The following is a 15,230-nucleotide window of genomic DNA, read 5'->3' as shown; positions in this document are numbered from 1 at the left end:
CCCACGGAGCCGCTCCTCGGAGCGCGCGCTCATGGCCGGACGCATCCGCATCGGTATCTCGGTCTGGCGCTATGCGCCTTGGCGGGGCACCTTCTATCCCAAAGGCCTACGGCAATCCGAGAAGCTCGCCTTTGCGGCGCGGCATTTCGACTCGATCGAGCTCAACGGCTCCTTCTATTCGCTCCGTCCGGTCGTCGGCCGTCGCCGATGTAGAGCGGCTCGTCGTCGGGCCGAAGCTCGATCGGCCGCGGCGATGCGCGATGGCCGTCCCGCTCGTCGCTCGCGTCGAGCCCGATCGAGACGGCGGCGGTGCCCGCCACGAGCACGGGCTGCCCCACCTCGATGACTGTCTCCCGATAGCGAACCGTGCCGTGAAAGCCGGCGAAGAACGACGCGCGCTCGTGGCCGTAGCGCTTGCGAAAGGTGTCGACGTGGTCAGCGGCGTCCGGGGGCGGCTCGGCGTCCGCGAGGTCGAAACGCACGTGGCCGCTCGGGCGGACGAGCGCCTGGCCCGCGCCGTCGTCGAGGGCGAAGTCGGGGGCCCACTCGGCGGCGTCGTCGACGACCCAAACGAAGCCCAGGCCGTTGGGGCCGAAGCCGCCCTTGCGCTCCTGCCGCCAGCGCACGACCCGGAAGGCGACGCACGGGCGCCCGCTGAAGGGCGAGACGAGCGGCTCGCCGACGGGCACCGCTCGGCCCCTCGCGGCGGTAAAGCGGGCTGGCCGCAGCTGCGCGATCGATTCGACGCACGCCCGGCGCAGGCGCTCTCGCTCGGCGCGCCACAGCGCCCATCGAAGCCCGGCCCCGCCGAGGCCGAGCGTCAGCGCGACACCCTCCCGTAGGGGGCGAAATCAGTGCATCGAGACCCTCCTTGAGGTCGAGACCGGCCTCGACCGAGCCGTTACCGCAGCGGCGCCGAGTCCCTTGGGAGCGTGGACGGTCCGTGGAAGATTCTTAGCGCATCGAACGACGCGCTCCGAGAGGTCGCCACCGCCTGCCTGAAGGCGGTGACGCCGCTCTGGCCGAGCACCTGTGGTGCGTGGCCTCTGCCCGAGTTGCGGGGACTGGCTAGCGACCGCTAGCTGGCATACCCCGGCAAGACCATCTCGCGCGGCAATTTCTGGCTCGCGTCGATCATCTGCTCATAGGCCGCGAGCGGAACCGCCGAGTGCTTCCTGGCGTACTGGAAGAGCGAGTGGGACCAGGCGTCGAAGATCTCGAAAACGCGGTCGACCACCGCCTCCGCCTCCGCCCGCTGCTCGGGGGTGAGCGCCATCTGGGTCGCCTTCGGCTGCCCTTCGGACTTGATGAGGTGGCCAGCCTCCGCCAGGTAGTGTTTCGTGCCGAAGAACTCACATTCGACGCCGCTCTCGAGCACGATGCCCTGACAGTGCTTGAAGATCGTTACGGACACGGCCTCTATCGCCTCGACCATGGCGAAGACGCCGAAGGCCTGCGTCTTCGACGCAATGGCAGCGAACTCGAGGCAGAGCTGCCGGGACACCTTCATCTCCGGGCTCCAGAAGACGCGGGCGGCATCGGACAGGGTGAGCTTCGGGTTCACGCCGAGCCTGTCCAGGTCATCGAGCATCCACTGCCAGTGAAAGTCCTCCTCGTACGTGTGGATGTTCAGCATCCGCTGCAGCGGATCGTCGAGCTTCGCCTTCGATTCGTCGCGGAAGACGTACTTGTTGAGGTCCGAGTAGCCCATGATGAACGGGATCACACAAGGGGCCCACGCGAGCCGCTCCCTCGCTGAGAGACGCTGGTTGTCGAGCAGCTCCGTGAAAAACGGATGACGCTCGTAACCGTTTTGCCGCTTGTCGATGTAAGACAGAACGTGATGCATTGACTCACTCCCTACGTTGCACGCCAACGACAAGGCGCCGCGCGCTCTCGCGCGTCGGAGACGCACGTCGGCTGGCTGGACCTCTCCAGCGTTCTGAGCGCTGCGACACCTCGCACTTCCAATACGACCGTCGACGCGCCGCCCGCAGGCAGGCGCGATGCGTGCCGGACGCAATACAGCTAGCATGGCAGTCGATGGTGGGGAGTGACGCTTTCGCGAACTTCTGATGGATCGCCACAACGACCGTCTTGCTCTGCTGGCCGTGATGTTCATGTGGATCCGGAAAGTCACAGCACCGTAGAGATGCTGGCCGCCAGCGCCCGCACGATCGCGCGGGCGATGCGCGGGCCAGAGGACCAGTAGGTCGACCTGGGCGCGCTCCGCAAGGCGGCGCCCGCGGGTGACGTGCGCTCGCGATGAGGGCGGCCGCGGCGGCGTGATCGCCGCCTGCTTGACGGTTTGCGTCGATTCGCTCGATCCGTCCGCTTCAGAGCCGGCGGGGTCGGCCTCGGCCTCGATGCCGCCACAGAGAGGCGAGAGGCGAGAGGCGAGAGATTGGATGATTGCTTGAGCTTGCCGCGTGGCGGGTGCGCGAGGGCGCGCGCGTGCCGCCGGACGGAACCCCATCGGCCAACCAGCGCCGCCTGCGCGCGGCTACTGCTCACGGCACGCTACCCTGGCGCCGGTGATCCGCTCGAGCTCCCGGCTCACGTGGGTCCGGAAGCGCTCCATGTCCTGCCAGAGCCTCTGGACCAGTCTACTGTTCACCTGAGAATGCCAGTAGAGGACGTCCTGAGGCATGGACAGGTAGAGCTTGATCATCGAGACCAGAGGCCGCGCGGACGCCGTGAGGAGCGGAGCGACCTCCGCGTGGGTGAAGGCCTCGTCATCCCACCAGAGGACGATCTCGGACGAGCTGGACGCTGGCTCGAAGCAGAACCATCCCCGCATCCTCCGCTGTGCGATGGATTCAAGATGCGGCGGTCATCACGCCAGCGCGCAGCGATCCGACCGTCATGCCCCCTCCAATGCCCAGGATGCCTCATCCCATCCAGAACATCCCCGGATCAAGCCGCGCCCCTTCGGACCAGGGCCCGCAGGCGCGGCGAGAGGGCGCGGCCCGAGAAGAAGAGGTCGCGGAACCAGCGCTGCGCCGGGTCGTCGTCGTGGCGCTGTGACCACACGGCGACCACCTGGGCGGCGGGCAGCTCGAAGGGGGGCGCGAACACCCGAAGCCCGAAGAGCTCGCGGGCGCGCTGGGCGACGCTGCTCGGGATCGTGCAGAGGAGGTCGGAGCTGCGCACGGCGAGGGGCGCGGACATGAAGTGAGGCAGGCGCAGGGCCACGCGCCTGGTCTTGCCGAGGCGGGCCAGGGCGCGGTCGACGGCGCCGTCGCGGTGGCCCTCGACGCTGACGAGGACGTGGCCGAGGGCGACATAGGTGTCGAGATCGAGGCGGCGCTTGATCGCCGGGTGGCCTTTACGGGCCATGACGGCGAAGGGATCCTGGTAGAGCGGGGCGCGGCGGAGGCCGGCGGCCGGCACCGGCTGCGAGGCGCCGAACAGGGCCAGATCGATGTCGCCGCGGGCCAGCGCGGGGGTGACGTCAGGGGAGAAGCGCTCGATCTCCAGGCGGATGAAGGGGGCGTGTTCGCCCAGGTGGTCGAGCACGTCGGGCAGCGTCGTGAGCTCGAAGTAGTCGACGGTGGCGACGCGGAAGGTGCGCGCCGAGGTGCGCGGATCGAAGGGCTCGGGGGGGAAGCGAGGGCGCGGCGGAGGTGCTCGAAGGCGGCGGGCAGGGCCGCGCGGAGCTGGAGCGCGCGCGGCGTGGGGGTGAGGCCGCGGCCGAGGGGGACGAGGAGGGGATCGCCGAAGAGCTCGCGCAGGCGCGCGAGGGAGTGGCTCATCGCCGACTGGCTGACGTGGGCGCGGCGTGCCGCGGCGCTGACGCTGCCCTCGACGAGCAACGCCTCGAGGGCGGGGAGGAGGTTCAGGTTGATGCTCCGAATATCGATCTCGCTCATGCCTGGCATGAGATACATCCCATTTTCCTCATGGGTCCAGCGACGCATGCTGGCGGCCCATGAGAGCGTGCGATGTCGAGGTCATGGTGACGGGGGGTACGGGATTCATCGGGCGATGGCTGCTGGCCGAGCTGACCCGGACGAAGGCCGCGGCATCGCCGCCCACCTGAGGCGCAGCCCCGCGGCGTGGGTGCTGCCCCTCGGCCTTGTGCGCCTGCTGCCGGAGGCGCTCACCGGGGTGACGCGAGAGAGCCTGTCGTTCCTCGCCGAAGATGCGTATGACACAAGCGCGGCCGACGCCCACGCCCGCGCGGTCGGTCTGGTGATGCCGCCGATCCATACCAGCGTGGAGCGCTGGTGCGACTACCTGGTGGCGACGCGCTTCGGCGCCACACCCGGGAATGCGCCCGGCCGCCGGCCGGCATCCTCCGTCGCCTGAGCCGTCCGAGGGGGTGCGATGTTGCTGGCGATGGCGAACGTCGCGGGGCCTCCTGCGCTCGTCGCGCCGGCCGGGCAAGACGAGGACGGGCCGCCCGTCGGCGCGCAGATCGTGGGACCGAGGTGGTCGGAGATGTCGCTCCTGAACATCGCCCGCGCAACGAACGGCACGCCACCGCAGGCGAGGTGCTATAAAGAACGAGGAGCGGAGATGAAGAAAGCAAAGGCGCCGGAACCGTCGCTCGAGGAGCAAGTGCAGTGGGTCCTCGAGTGGCTGAAGGCTCACAGCACGAAAGCAACGCTGGACGGCATGTCGCGCTACGCCATCCCGTCGGACAAGGCGTTTGGCGTCGCGATGAAGGACATGAAGGCGCTAGGCAAGAAGCTCGGGCACAACCACGAGCTTGCTTTGGCGCTCTGGGAGACCGGCTGGTACGAGGCGCGGATGTTGACGTCGTTCGTGGCGGACCCCTCCGCGCTCACGGCCGAGCAGATGGATCGGTGGTGTAAGGAGTTCGACAACTGGGCCTACTGCGACACCCTGAGCTTCAACCTCTTCGATCGCACGCCGCACGCGTGGGCGAAGGTCGAGCAGTGGAGCCGTAAAAAGGGGGAATTCGAGAAGCGAGCGGCGTTCGCGCTGCTCTGGAGTCTTGCTCTCCACGACAAGCGCGCGAAGGACCAGCAGTTCGTCGACGCGCTCGGGCTCATCGAGCGTGAAGCCGGCGATGACAGGAACTTCGTCAAGAAGGCCGTGAGCATGGCGCTTCGAGCGATCGGAAAGCGCAATGCTTCGCTCCAAGGCGCCGCCGTCGCCGTCGCCGCTCGTCTCGCCCAGTCCCCGCAGCCTTCAGCGCGATGGATCGGAAAGGACGCATCGCGGGAGCTTGCAGCGGCGCTGCCCAAGGCGTCGAAGCGCGCGGCGCCCCGCTAGGGTGGCGATCACCCTGCTCCAGGATGGGGACGGGTCACCCGACAGGTTGAACCCCCGCTCGTTGACCCGACGCCCGACGAAGGTTAGCAAGGCGTTCGATGAGCTTCGCCGACGGTTCGCCGCTCGCTTTCATCCTGGCCGCAGTGATCGCTGCGGTCGCCCTGCTCGCCGTGGGGCTCTACCTTGCTCACTCGCGGCTGGGCGCCGGCAAGCCCGGCATTGCCAGCGCGACGCTCCACGGCGCGGGCCCCTTCACGCTGACCGTCGCGGCGCCGCCCGCGGGCCCGGTGGACCTCTTCATCCGCTACGCCGTGGCCTTCCCCTTCTTCAAGCCTTCCGGGGGGCCGACGAGCCGCACCTTCGGGCTGATCGTCGAGCTCGTTGCGGACGGTCAGGTCCTGACCTTCGGCCACGGGGGGACGCACCCAGCGGGTCTCCTCGAGTTCGAGGGACTGGCCCACTACATGACCTCGTTCCGACCGGGAAACCCCGGGGAGCCCACGCGCTACACAGCTTCCGTGCTGGTGAAATCTTTCTCGAGCTGTCCGCGCACGCTTTCGGGCGTCGTGCGCACTGCCGAGGGGACCACGCTGGCGACCGCAACACTCACGCTGAGGTGAGCGCGGCCCTCAGGGCGCCACAACGCTACGTACGGAAGTACTTCGTCGGGGGAGCGCCGAAGGTGCGGCGGAACAGGGCGCTGAAGGCGCTCACGGTCTCGTAGCCGAGGTCGATAGCGATGGCGGTGACCGGCGTGTGCGCGGCGAGCAGCTCGAGGGCACGCAAGAGGCGGGCGCGCTGCCGCCACTCGCTGAAGCTGAAGCCGGTCTCTTCCGGGAAGCGGCGTGTCAGCGTGCGTGCCGAGACGCCAGCCCACCTCGCCCAGGCTTCGAGGCGGCGGTTGTCGGCGAGGTCGGCGAGGAGGGCGCGCGCGATCCGCAAGAGGGGCGGGTCGGTGGGCATCGGCAGCCCGAAGTCCTCGCGGGGAAGCGAGCCGATCTCGTCGCAAAGAACGGCGACGAGCCGCAGCTCCGGCGCGCTGAGCGGCGCGAGCTCCGGCCAGGTCGACACGCGCGCGACCGCCTCGCGCAGCAGCCCCGACGTGCGCACGATGCACGGCTCCGGCGGCAGATCCGCGCACGCGGGCTCGGCGACGTAGACGCTCCAGCCGGCGAATGGGCCGTGCGATTCGAGCGAGTGCTCGTGGTGGGGTGGAATCCACGCCGCGTGGGTCGCCGGCACGACCCAGCGGTTGCGCTCTGCGCCCACGGTGATCAGCCCGCGCGTCGCGCCGAGCAGCTGGCCGCGCGCGTGCCGGTGCGCTGGCGTGGTGCGAGGTTCGTCGCCGTCGCGCGTCACCGCGACGAGGAGCGGGGGGCAGGCCGAGCGCGCCCGCTCGGCATCGATGAACGGTCGGGTTGGCGCCAACGGCGTACAGCTTGGCCGCGCGCGCGCAGCGACGCCAGCGTGCGCGGCCTACGTTGAACGCATGAGAGCTCAGGACATCCTCCCCGACGACGTCAACCAGGCCGAGATCAACGGTGTCACCGTCCGTAAGGGCTCGGTCGCAGCGTTCCTGATCAACGCCCGCCTCTTCGCCGACCCGCACACGCGCGCTGCCGCGGAGCGCGACATCATCGACGCGCTCCCGGCGCTCCGTGCCCTCGGCCTGTTCGCGGTGCTCGAGATTCGCGACGCCGAGCTGCGTGCCTTCGTCGAGCGGACGCCGCTCGACGGCGCGCGGTAGGTCCCGCGGGAGACGAGTGCGCTGGACGAAACCCGTGCGCGCGCCGGGGGAGCTTGTCAGCGCACGAGGAGCTCCGAGGCGCGCTTCAGGCCGGTCAGCGCCCTGTAGCGGGCGGCGATGGCCTCCAGCTCGCCGGGGGCGAAGACGTCCTCGATACGGTCGAAGCCGTCGGGCGCGCGCTCATGGGCGATCTGCAAGCACTGCTCCGGACCGTTCCGGCGATTGGCCGCGACGCTGGTCGTCAGGAGGACGGCGCCGGGAGGCCCTGTGAAGCGGAAGCGGGATCTATTTGGATACCGCTTTTCCTGGCCAACCAACCTATCACGCCATGCGTACTGAATAGATCGGCGGCAGGTTATTGGCGACGGGCGTCCAACCCTCTCCGCCGTCATCGCTCACGTAGAGATTGCCCGTGGTGGTACCGAACGCCACAGTGCCGTCTTTGTTGGCGAGCGCATGGCGGTAGATGACGTCGTAGGCTTGCTCCTGGGGCAAACCCCGGCGGAGTTGCTCCCAGGTCTCACCGCCGTCCTTCGTGCGAGCCACGAAGAGCGCGCCGTCGACGGTGATTCGCTGCATGTCCGACTTGCCGGGGACGACCCACGCCGTGCGTCCGTCCCTCGCGTCCGCTGTGATGGGGAAGCCGAAATGCACGCCTTGCTCAGGGCGGCTCACCTTGCGCCAGCTCTTTGCGCCGTCGCTGCTGTAGTAGATCCCAACGTGATTCTGCTGCCAGATATGGTCGGGATCGCCCTCGCATTGCTCGATGTAATGCGTATCGTGGCCCCACTCGGCGTCTGGTTCGGGCGTGTGATCGAGCCGCATGCCGTTGTTGCGCGGTTGCCAGGTCTCTCCACCGTCCGCTGTTTCGATGACGCCCGCCGTGGACACGGCGACGAACATTCGCTTCGGGTCACGCGGGTCCACCACGATGGAGTGAATGCCCGGGGCGAACTCGCCACCCTCGGAGGCCGGCGTGCCAAACCATTTCGTCTCGCCTTTGCCCTCGCCTGTGAACAGGTCGCCGCCGCGTGATTCGTGGTTCCAGAGCGGCCGGTTGAGCTCGAAGGAGCCGCCGCCGTCGCGGCTGACGAACAAGCCACCCGGAATGGTGCCCACGTAGACCGCGCCACCCGGGCCGAAGCCGATGATCCAGAGCTTTTGTACCGTGGCCGGGCGCGTGACGATCTTGATGCCGACGCCGAAATCGCTGCCGGCGTCTTCGTACATGTCCTGGCCGATGTAGCGAGCGCCCTCGGGATATTTGATCTGGGCGGTGTTGTCATTCCAGGTCTCGCCTTCATCCGTCGAGACGGACAGCTTGGCCCCCCAATGGCCGAAGCCGAGCAGCGCCCAGAGCTTGCCCGTGTAGGGATCACGCGCGACATAGTTGACGCCGCCGCCGGCATGGCCCGCGAGGCGCGGCTTCCACGAGCCGTTCTGTTGTTCGACGATAAACGTGCCTTTTCGCGTGCCTACCAGAATACGGCTTGCCATTTCACCCTCCGCTCAACGCTTGCAGAATGTGGACCTCGTCATCGGCAGCGACTGCGTCTGTGAGCCCCTTACGGTCGCGGATCATCTGCTTGCCGACGAAGATGTTGACGTGCGTCCGCAAGCGGCCGCGCTCGTCGCAGATGTAGAAGCCGATGCCGGGCGCGAGCCTCTCCAGGGCCGCTACGACCTCACCCGCTGTCGACGCCTCGACGATGAGGTGTTGACCTTCGAGGTGCGGGAAGAAGGTGTAGAGGTGGCGCGTCAGGTGGACAGACGGCATGGTGGGCTTATCGTATTCCCGAGTTTGCCGCGCGTCAATTGGTTTCACCAGGTCGGCAGGCACGACGCAGCCACACGCAGAGCCCTGATGTTTTCTCAGTCGATACCCTCCTTCATCACGTCGTCATGGATGTGGCTCGCGAGGTGCTCGATCAGCGCCCGGACCGCGGGCGGTAAGCCGCGGCGCGAGGTGAACACGATGTGGACGATGCCCTCGGTCACGTACCACTCGGGGAAGACGCGGATGAGCTTGCCAGACCTCAAGTCCGCCGCAGCGATGTGATCGGGTAACAACGCCACGCCCAACCCTGCGATGGCCGCCTCTCGCAGGGCGGCGAAATCGCCGCACGAGAGGCGCGGCGCGTGATGCACGACCTGCGTTTGCCCGTCGGGCCCGACGAGCTCCCACGCATCTTCGCCGGCCTGCTCGCTCTGGCTGAGGGTCGGTACGGAGGCGAGCGCGGCGATCCCCGGCGCGCCGCCCAGGCGACGCGCGAGGGCGGGGCTCGCGACGAGGAACCGGCGGCTCTTCGCGAGCGTCTTCCGGGTGAGCGTGGCGTCGGTGCCGAGCTTTGTGCGCACCCGAAGCGCGATGTCGATTCGCTCCTCGATCAGATCGACGGGTCGATTGGTGGGGATGACCTGCAGGGCGACACGCGGGTAGCGCTCCATGAAAGAGGGCAGGATGGGCCCGACCAGCTCCATCATGCCCGTGGGGCAGCTCAGTCGGACGAGCCCCTGCGGCTCGCCTTGCGCCTCGGCGACGATAGCCTCCGCCAGCGCCACCTCGCTCATGACGGATCGGCAGCGCTCATAGAACGCCTGGCCCACCTCGGTGACGCTGAAGCGGCGGGACGAGCGCTCGATGAGGCGAACGCCGAGCCGCGCCTCGAGCTGCGCTATCCGCCGGCTGAGCTTCGATTTCGGCTGCCGCAGCGCGCGCCCCGCCTTCGCGAACCCGCCGTTCGCCACGACCTCGGCGAAGAAGAAGAAGTCGTTCAGGTCCTGCATCGGTGATCTCTTCGTTCTGTGAGCAGAACGCAGCGTGCCACGATCGCCGGCTGGCCGCCCTCCGCTTCGGCTCTAACTCCAGGGGGCCGGCGACGTTGAGCGCCGCGATCAAGGACGGACACCATGAGCAACAAACTCCAGGGGAAGATAGCGATCGTCACAGGCGGCACCACGGGGATCGGCCTCGCGACGGCGAAGCGGTTCGCGGCGGAGGGCGCGCGCGTCTTCATCACCGGGCGGCGGCAGGCGGAGCTCGACGCGGCCGTGAAGGAGATCGGCGAGAGGGCCACCGGCGTCCGGGGCGACGTCTCCAGCCTCGCCGATCTCGATCGCCTCTTCGAGGTGGTGAAGCAGCAAGGCGCCCCCATCGACGTCCTGTTCGCCAACGCCGGCGGCGGCGAGTTCGCCCCGCTCGGCGCGATCACCGAGGAGCATTTCGACAAGACCTTCGCCATCAACGTCAAGGGGATGCTGTTCACGGTCCAGAAGGCGCTGCCGCTGCTGCGCGACGGGGCGTCGATCCTCCTCAACGGCTCGACGACGGCCTCCACCGGATCCCCCGCGTTCAGCGTCTACAGCGCGACCAAGGCCGCGGTGCGGAGCTTCGCGCGCACCTGGGCGCTCGACCTGAAGGACCGCGGCATCCGCGTCAACGTGATCAGCCCGGGGCCGATCGACACCCCAGGGCTGCACGGGCTTGGCGCGACCGAGGAGCAGGCGCAGCAGATCAAGGCGAGCCTCGTCGCCAGCATCCCCCTCGGGCGGCTCGGCTTGCCGGAAGAGGTGGCCAAGGCCGCCGTCTTCCTCGCCTCCGATGACAGCAGCTTCACCAACGGAACCGAGCTCTTCGTCGACGGCGGCATGGCGCAGGTCTGAGCGCTCGGCGCCGGGCGCCTATCGCCGCCGAGGCCGCGCAAGAGCCAGGCCTGACGACGTGGAGTGAAGGTGCTACACCGCGGGCTGACGCTGGCCCTCCGGGGCGACCGCCCCCAGAGCATCGATATGACGCAGCCCCAGCCCGACAATCCTCTTCACGGTGTCACGCTCCAGATGATCCTCGAGCACCTGGTCGCGCAGCATGGCTGGGAGCAGCTCGGACGCCTGATCAACATTCGCTGCTTCAAGTACGATCCCAGCATCAAATCGAGCCTGCACTTCCTGCGACGGACCCCGTGGGCCCGGCAGCAGGTGGAGGCTCTCTACCTGCGGGACAAAGCCAAGCCCAGCCCGTGACCGGCCCGCTCGAGCGGATGCCGCGGGTGCGCATCACTTCCTCCAACGCTGGAGTCAGGCGCCCGTGGCGCGCACGAACTGCTCGTAGACCACGAGCGTGACCGGCTTGTCGTTGGCGACCTTGACGAGGATGCTCTTGACGCGCAGCCACTCGAGGCCGGTCTTGCCGGCGCCCACGCGCGGTACGCCGATCCGCACGATCCCCGCCCCGGCGGCGTGCGTCACCATCGCGGCGAGCGAGCGCTCGAGCGCGGCGAGCGAGGGCCTCTTCGTCGCGTTCTCCTGGATCGCGAGGGTGTACACCGTGTCGCTGCCCTCGCTCCAGACGAAGGCCTCCCCGAGCTGGAGCTTCCGCTCTGCGCTCCGCTGCTCGAACGCCGGGAGCAGGCCCGGCCAGCGCTTCTTGAACGCCACGGAGATCCCCGTGTCCATCTGGCCCACGCAGCTCACGCCATGCGCGTACGCGTGAAGATCCGGGGTGTTGAGGAGATCGCCCTTGGTGAAGATCGTCGGCACGCGGGGCACCCTAGCACTGCCGCGGGCAGCTTCGTGAGAAGCCGACAGGCCCGCGAACGCGAGGCGAGGAGCCGCCTATGCCCCCGCCACCTCAGGCGCGCCGTTCCGGCCCACCCGGTACGTCCGCACCGGCACCCCCGTACGAGCCGGTCGTGCTCGCTCCAGCGCGCGGCCTCTTCCTCCAGCCCGAGCAGCCGGCCGATCGCCTCGTGCGTCAGGACGAGGCCGGGCGCCTGGCCGGAGCACGACGGTGGCCCCAACTCAACGCTTCCTGGAACGCGAGAGGCCCTGGGCGATGGATCCCACGATGGTGATGCCGGTCCCGTCAAAGCCCGATGCCACCAGGGTGCGGGCCAACTCGGGCTGGATGCCCGTGATCATGGCGCGTGCGCCGAGCAGCCGGATGGCTCCTACCATCTCGAGCAGGTGCCTGGCGCCGGCCTCATCGAGCGCCGCGGCGCCGGTCATATCGAGGATCACGCGGTCGACCCCGGAGCCGGCGATCGCAGGCAGGAGCCGCGCCGCGATCTCCGCGCTCCGCTCTCGGTTCAGCGCCCCGATGATCGGCAGCGCCAGCGCGCGCGCGCCCACGTCCAGGATGGGCGCGGAGAGGGCGAGGATCTCACCGCGCTGCTGCTCGACGAGCGCTAACGTCGCGTTCAGCTCCTCCAGCAGGCGGCCGCGCTCCTCGGCGGAGCGCTCCGCGCCTATCCGCGCCGTTTCGTCCGTGTGATGGAACAAGACCCCCATGGCGCCCGTCACGGGATCACGCACCGCTCGCCCCTCGACCGCGTGCAGGCGCTCCCCATCCACGGTGCGGGTGAGCATCTCTCTCTCCACGACGTCGCCGTCCAGCGCCGCCCTGAGCATCGCGTCCGCCTCGCCCGGCTCGCTCAGCCAGGCGCTCCACGCCCTCGTGCGGCCGAACGCCCGCAGAGCCGCTGGGTTCTGCATCAGGAGGTCTCCGCTCGGGTCGACGAACGCGATCATCACGGAGGTGTGGCGCAGCGCCTCGATGCCTCGGACGAGCTCCGGCTCAGGCGCTCCCTCCGTGGGAAGCGCCTGGTTCAAGATCGCGAATCGCCCGTCATCGAGCTCCACGCTCGAGGTGTGAAGCGTCACCGTCACTGGCACCCCGTGCGGGTAGAACGTCCAGCTCTCGCGCACGACGCCCCCCTCGCGCAGCTTCGCGGCGAGCGCCTGGATGCGCGTCTGGACCCGCGCGGGCACCGTCGAGAAGTCGCGCGCGAACAGCTCGTCGCGCTCCTGCGCCCGCCACAGCTCCAGGCCGGCCTCGTTCACCCAGCAGACCCGCCAGCGGTCCACGTCGAGGACCCACACGGGGATGGCCGACAGCTCAAGCCCGGCCAGGCGCTGCGCAAGCTGCATCCGCATCACACTCGCTTACCGGGCTGCGGCGCGCAATGGGAGCCGGTCCGCTGTGTGATGCTTCTCATAAATTCGGCCTACAACGGCGGCAGGCACACCTGGCCGCGCTGCCCCCCTCCTGGGCCAGCTCCCGCGCCGTCTGGAAACATGCCGCCTTGCCCTCCTTGATCTGCCGCCATGGGGAAGAGCGCCGATGCGGAGGCCGCTCTCTGTCGTTGCGTGTGTTGCGATTTCGCATACCTGATGGATGGACCTGTTCTCTCTCTCCCTTCAAAAAGAAGTTTCTTGCCCAGTAGAAATCCACACGCGAGCAGCCTTGCGACGCCGAGCGATCGTCATCCGGGCACCCGCGAGATCTGGAGCGATCCGGGGACCTCGGCGTGGAGGGATCTGCGGTGCAGCGCTGTGCGTCGCCGCGGTCGCCATGGTCGTTGGCTGCAGTCAACCCGAGCAAGCCGCCGCGACGACCCACCCAGGAGGGACCGGCGGCGGCAGCGGGGGTGGCGGCGGTGGGAGCGGCGGGAGAGGGCCTGATTCGGGGATCGGCGGCTTCGGCTCCCTCGTCGACTCGGCAGCGGCGGGATCGAGCTGCGGCAGCGTACCGCCAGCGTGCTCGGCGGACATGCACTCCGTCGTGGACTGCAACGGCAATCCGGTGAAGGCGTGCGGGCCCTCGGAGGGATGTTCGAACGGCGCGTGCATCGCCGCGTGCGACGCGGCGGCCGCCGCCAAGAGCTCCGTCGGGTGCGAGTTCTTCGCCCACGTCCCGGCGGCGTCGGGAGAATGTTTTACCCTCTTCGTCGCCAACACGTGGAGCGGGCCGGTCTCCCTGGCGGGCGACGTCGGCGGCGAGACGATCGATCTCTCGAAGTACACGTATACGCCCGAGGGCAGCGGGCCGAGCCTCACCCTGACGCCCATCGGCGCAGGGGGGACGATCCAGCCGGGCGAGGTGGGGATCGTGTTTCTGCGAGGCAACCCCTTCATGCGCGGCGACATCTCGGGCTGCGGCTACCCCATCGAGGTGGCCGAGATGGATCCGGCCGCCTCGGCGTGGAACGACCCGGCGTGGAGCACCGACAACACCGCCACGGCGCTCCGCCTCGTCGCGTCGGTCCCGATCGTCGTCTACGACATCATGCCGTTCAGCGGCGGCTCCTCCGCGATCGCCGACGCCACGATGCTCCTGCCCACATCGACATGGGACACCAATTACATCGCCATCACGCCGTGGCCCTTCGGCGAGAACGAGGGGGCACCAGCGTTGTCGATCGTGGCCTCGTCCGACGACACGGACGTCGTCATCAACCCGACCGTGGAGCTCCAGCCAGGGAAGGGCGTCCCCGCCGCGCCGAAGGGCCAGCCGGCGCACTTCGCGCTCCGGAAGGGGCAAGTGCTCAGGCTCGAGCAGCAAGAGGACCTGCTCGGCAGCATCATCAGCGCGAACAAGCCGATCGGGGTGTGGGCGGAGCAGACCGGCATCAACATCGATCAGGGGTATGCCGACAGCGCGCACGAGCAGATCCCGCCGGTGCGCGCGCTCGGCAGCGAGTACGTCTATGCGCGTTACAGAAACCGCGTGCAGGGTCAGGACGAGACGCCTCCGACGCGCATCACCGGGGCCGTCGACGGCACGACCCTCTCGTGGGATCCAGCGCCGCCGCCCGGCGCCCAGGCCACGGTGGACAAGGGGAAGAGCTTCGTTGTCCGGTCCAGCACGCCGTTCGTCGTCAAGAGCCAGGATGACGAGCACCCGTTCTACGTCTCGACCTACATGACGGGCGGCGCGGCGTTCCAGAATGCCGGGGATCCCGAGTTCGTCAACGTGGTCCCGGCGGGGCAGTACCTGTCGCGGTATCTCTTCTTCACAGATCCGACCTACCCGGAGACGAACCTCGTGTTCGTGCGCAAGAAGGGGGCTGACGGCGTATTCCACGACGTCGTGCTCGACTGCGCCGGGGCGCTCTCGGGGTGGACGCCCGTGGACAGCGCAGGACAGTACGAGGTGACCTGGCGCGATCTCGCGCGGAACAACTTTCAGAGCCAGGAGGGGTGCAGCAACGGCAAACACGAGGCGTACAGCGATGGCCCGTTCAGCGTGACCGTGTGGGGCTGGGGCTCGGAGGTGCCCTTCAACCACAACAGCTACGCTTACCCGGCCGGCGCGAGCGTTCGAGCGATCAACCCGGTCGTCATCCCTCCCGAGCTTCCGCAGTGAGCAGGACACGCGGGTTCAGGGGCTGCGGGCCACGCCCGGGCGACCCCAGGCGGCGCGCGCACAGCCCAGGCGGACCCGGTACGGCCGTCGTGGCAG

Annotated in this window: 17 protein-coding genes and 3 pseudogenes; 8 read left to right on the top strand and 12 right to left on the bottom strand. The window is 68.8% G+C overall.

The annotated features are described in order from the left end of the window. Positions 1 to 31 precede the first annotated feature (31 nt). Positions 32 to 187, top strand: a pseudogene (locus WME79_RS37120) (DUF72 domain-containing protein); the annotation flags it as partial. Here WME79_RS37120 and WME79_RS37115 read toward each other — a convergent pair. The 5 genes and pseudogenes from WME79_RS37115 to WME79_RS37095 all read right to left on the bottom strand — a co-directional run. After that, positions 162 to 689 carry a hypothetical protein gene (locus tag WME79_RS37115; protein ID WP_437540123.1) on the bottom strand — a complete coding sequence of 176 codons (528 nt, stop codon included), beginning with the start codon at positions 687 to 689 and terminating at the stop codon, positions 162 to 164. The pseudogene WME79_RS37120 and the gene WME79_RS37115 sit on opposite strands and share 26 nt — an antisense overlap. 389 nt (positions 690 to 1,078) lie before the next feature. Next, positions 1,079 to 1,849 carry a hypothetical protein gene (locus tag WME79_RS37110; RefSeq protein WP_437524900.1) on the bottom strand — a complete coding sequence of 257 codons (771 nt, stop codon included), beginning with the start codon at positions 1,847 to 1,849 and terminating at the stop codon, positions 1,079 to 1,081. A 654-nt stretch (positions 1,850 to 2,503) separates the two neighbouring features. Further along, positions 2,504 to 2,800: a hypothetical protein gene (locus tag WME79_RS37105; RefSeq protein ID WP_437524897.1), complete on the bottom strand. Its 297-nt coding sequence runs from the start codon at positions 2,798 to 2,800 to the stop codon at positions 2,504 to 2,506. Positions 2,801 to 2,916: 116 nt separating this feature from the next. Beyond that, positions 2,917 to 3,567 (bottom strand): annotated as a pseudogene (locus tag WME79_RS37100) (LysR substrate-binding domain-containing protein); the annotation flags it as partial. Positions 3,568 to 3,677: 110 nt separating this feature from the next. Then, positions 3,678 to 3,872 (bottom strand): annotated as a pseudogene (locus WME79_RS37095) (helix-turn-helix domain-containing protein); the annotation flags it as partial. Positions 3,873 to 3,987: 115 nt separating this feature from the next. On the opposite strand from WME79_RS37095, the gene WME79_RS37090 reads away from it, so the two are divergent. From WME79_RS37090 to WME79_RS37080, 3 genes are all read left to right on the top strand, one after another. Continuing rightward, on the top strand, positions 3,988 to 4,311 hold the full coding sequence (locus tag WME79_RS37090) for a hypothetical protein (RefSeq protein WP_437524895.1): 324 nt from the start codon (positions 3,988 to 3,990) through the stop codon (positions 4,309 to 4,311). Positions 4,312 to 4,341: 30 nt separating this feature from the next. After that, positions 4,342 to 5,244, top strand: coding sequence for a DNA alkylation repair protein (locus WME79_RS37085; RefSeq protein ID WP_437524892.1), 903 nt, complete (start codon positions 4,342 to 4,344; stop codon positions 5,242 to 5,244). 98 nt (positions 5,245 to 5,342) lie between these two features. Then, the gene (locus WME79_RS37080) at positions 5,343 to 5,864 is read left to right on the top strand and encodes a hypothetical protein (RefSeq protein ID WP_437524889.1); all 522 of its coding nucleotides are present in this window, start codon (positions 5,343 to 5,345) and stop codon (positions 5,862 to 5,864) included. A 25-nt stretch (positions 5,865 to 5,889) separates the two neighbouring features. Here WME79_RS37080 and WME79_RS37075 read toward each other — a convergent pair whose 3' ends face one another. Further along, entirely contained in the window at positions 5,890 to 6,672 is a 783-nt protein-coding gene (locus WME79_RS37075) for an AraC family transcriptional regulator (protein ID WP_437524886.1), read from the bottom strand. A 61-nt stretch (positions 6,673 to 6,733) separates the two neighbouring features. Here WME79_RS37075 and WME79_RS37070 point away from each other — a divergent pair, with 61 nt between their 5' ends. Next, complete coding sequence (locus WME79_RS37070) at positions 6,734 to 6,991, top strand: hypothetical protein (RefSeq protein WP_437524883.1); 258 nt, start codon at positions 6,734 to 6,736, stop codon at positions 6,989 to 6,991. Positions 6,992 to 7,047: 56 nt separating this feature from the next. On the opposite strand, the gene WME79_RS37065 is transcribed toward WME79_RS37070, so the two are convergent. The 4 genes from WME79_RS37065 to WME79_RS37050 form a co-directional block, all read right to left on the bottom strand. Further along, on the bottom strand, positions 7,048 to 7,188 hold the full coding sequence (locus WME79_RS37065; protein ID WP_437524880.1) for a hypothetical protein: 141 nt from the start codon (positions 7,186 to 7,188) through the stop codon (positions 7,048 to 7,050). A gap of 124 nt (positions 7,189 to 7,312) precedes the next feature. Then, the gene (locus WME79_RS37060) at positions 7,313 to 8,488 is read right to left on the bottom strand and encodes a WD40/YVTN/BNR-like repeat-containing protein (protein ID WP_437524878.1); all 1,176 of its coding nucleotides are present in this window, start codon (positions 8,486 to 8,488) and stop codon (positions 7,313 to 7,315) included. 1 nt (position 8,489) lies between these two features. Beyond that, the gene (locus WME79_RS37055) at positions 8,490 to 8,831 is read right to left on the bottom strand and encodes a MoaD/ThiS family protein (RefSeq protein ID WP_437524876.1); all 342 of its coding nucleotides are present in this window, start codon (positions 8,829 to 8,831) and stop codon (positions 8,490 to 8,492) included. Between the two features lie 32 nt (positions 8,832 to 8,863). Beyond that, a complete protein-coding gene (locus WME79_RS37050) occupies positions 8,864 to 9,778 on the bottom strand; it encodes a LysR substrate-binding domain-containing protein (protein WP_437524873.1) in 915 nt (304 codons plus the stop codon). Positions 9,779 to 9,901: 123 nt separating this feature from the next. On the opposite strand from WME79_RS37050, the gene WME79_RS37045 reads away from it, so the two are divergent. Both WME79_RS37045 and WME79_RS37040 read left to right on the top strand, forming a co-directional pair. After that, positions 9,902 to 10,654: a glucose 1-dehydrogenase gene (locus WME79_RS37045; RefSeq protein ID WP_437524871.1), complete on the top strand. Its 753-nt coding sequence runs from the start codon at positions 9,902 to 9,904 to the stop codon at positions 10,652 to 10,654. Between the two features lie 63 nt (positions 10,655 to 10,717). Beyond that, a complete protein-coding gene (locus tag WME79_RS37040) occupies positions 10,718 to 11,011 on the top strand; it encodes a VF530 family DNA-binding protein (protein ID WP_437524868.1) in 294 nt (97 codons plus the stop codon). Between the two features lie 54 nt (positions 11,012 to 11,065). Here the strand turns inward: WME79_RS37040 and WME79_RS37035 are convergent, their stop codons facing one another. Further along, entirely contained in the window at positions 11,066 to 11,527 is a 462-nt protein-coding gene (locus WME79_RS37035; protein ID WP_437524865.1) for a macro domain-containing protein, read from the bottom strand. 261 nt (positions 11,528 to 11,788) lie between these two features. Further along, complete coding sequence (locus WME79_RS37030) at positions 11,789 to 12,922, bottom strand: STAS domain-containing protein (protein WP_437524863.1); 1,134 nt, start codon at positions 12,920 to 12,922, stop codon at positions 11,789 to 11,791. A gap of 418 nt (positions 12,923 to 13,340) precedes the next feature. On the opposite strand from WME79_RS37030, the gene WME79_RS37025 reads away from it, so the two are divergent. Further along, the gene (locus tag WME79_RS37025; protein ID WP_437524861.1) at positions 13,341 to 15,134 is read left to right on the top strand and encodes an IgGFc-binding protein; all 1,794 of its coding nucleotides are present in this window, start codon (positions 13,341 to 13,343) and stop codon (positions 15,132 to 15,134) included. Positions 15,135 to 15,230: the final 96 nt, after the last annotated feature.

Source organism: Sorangium sp. So ce726 (assembly GCF_051521405.1).
In the GTDB taxonomy this organism is placed as follows: domain Bacteria; phylum Myxococcota_A; class Polyangia; order Polyangiales; family Polyangiaceae; genus Sorangium.
Note: the sequence above shows the minus strand (reverse complement) of the source record. Positions and strands in the feature narration are given on the sequence as shown.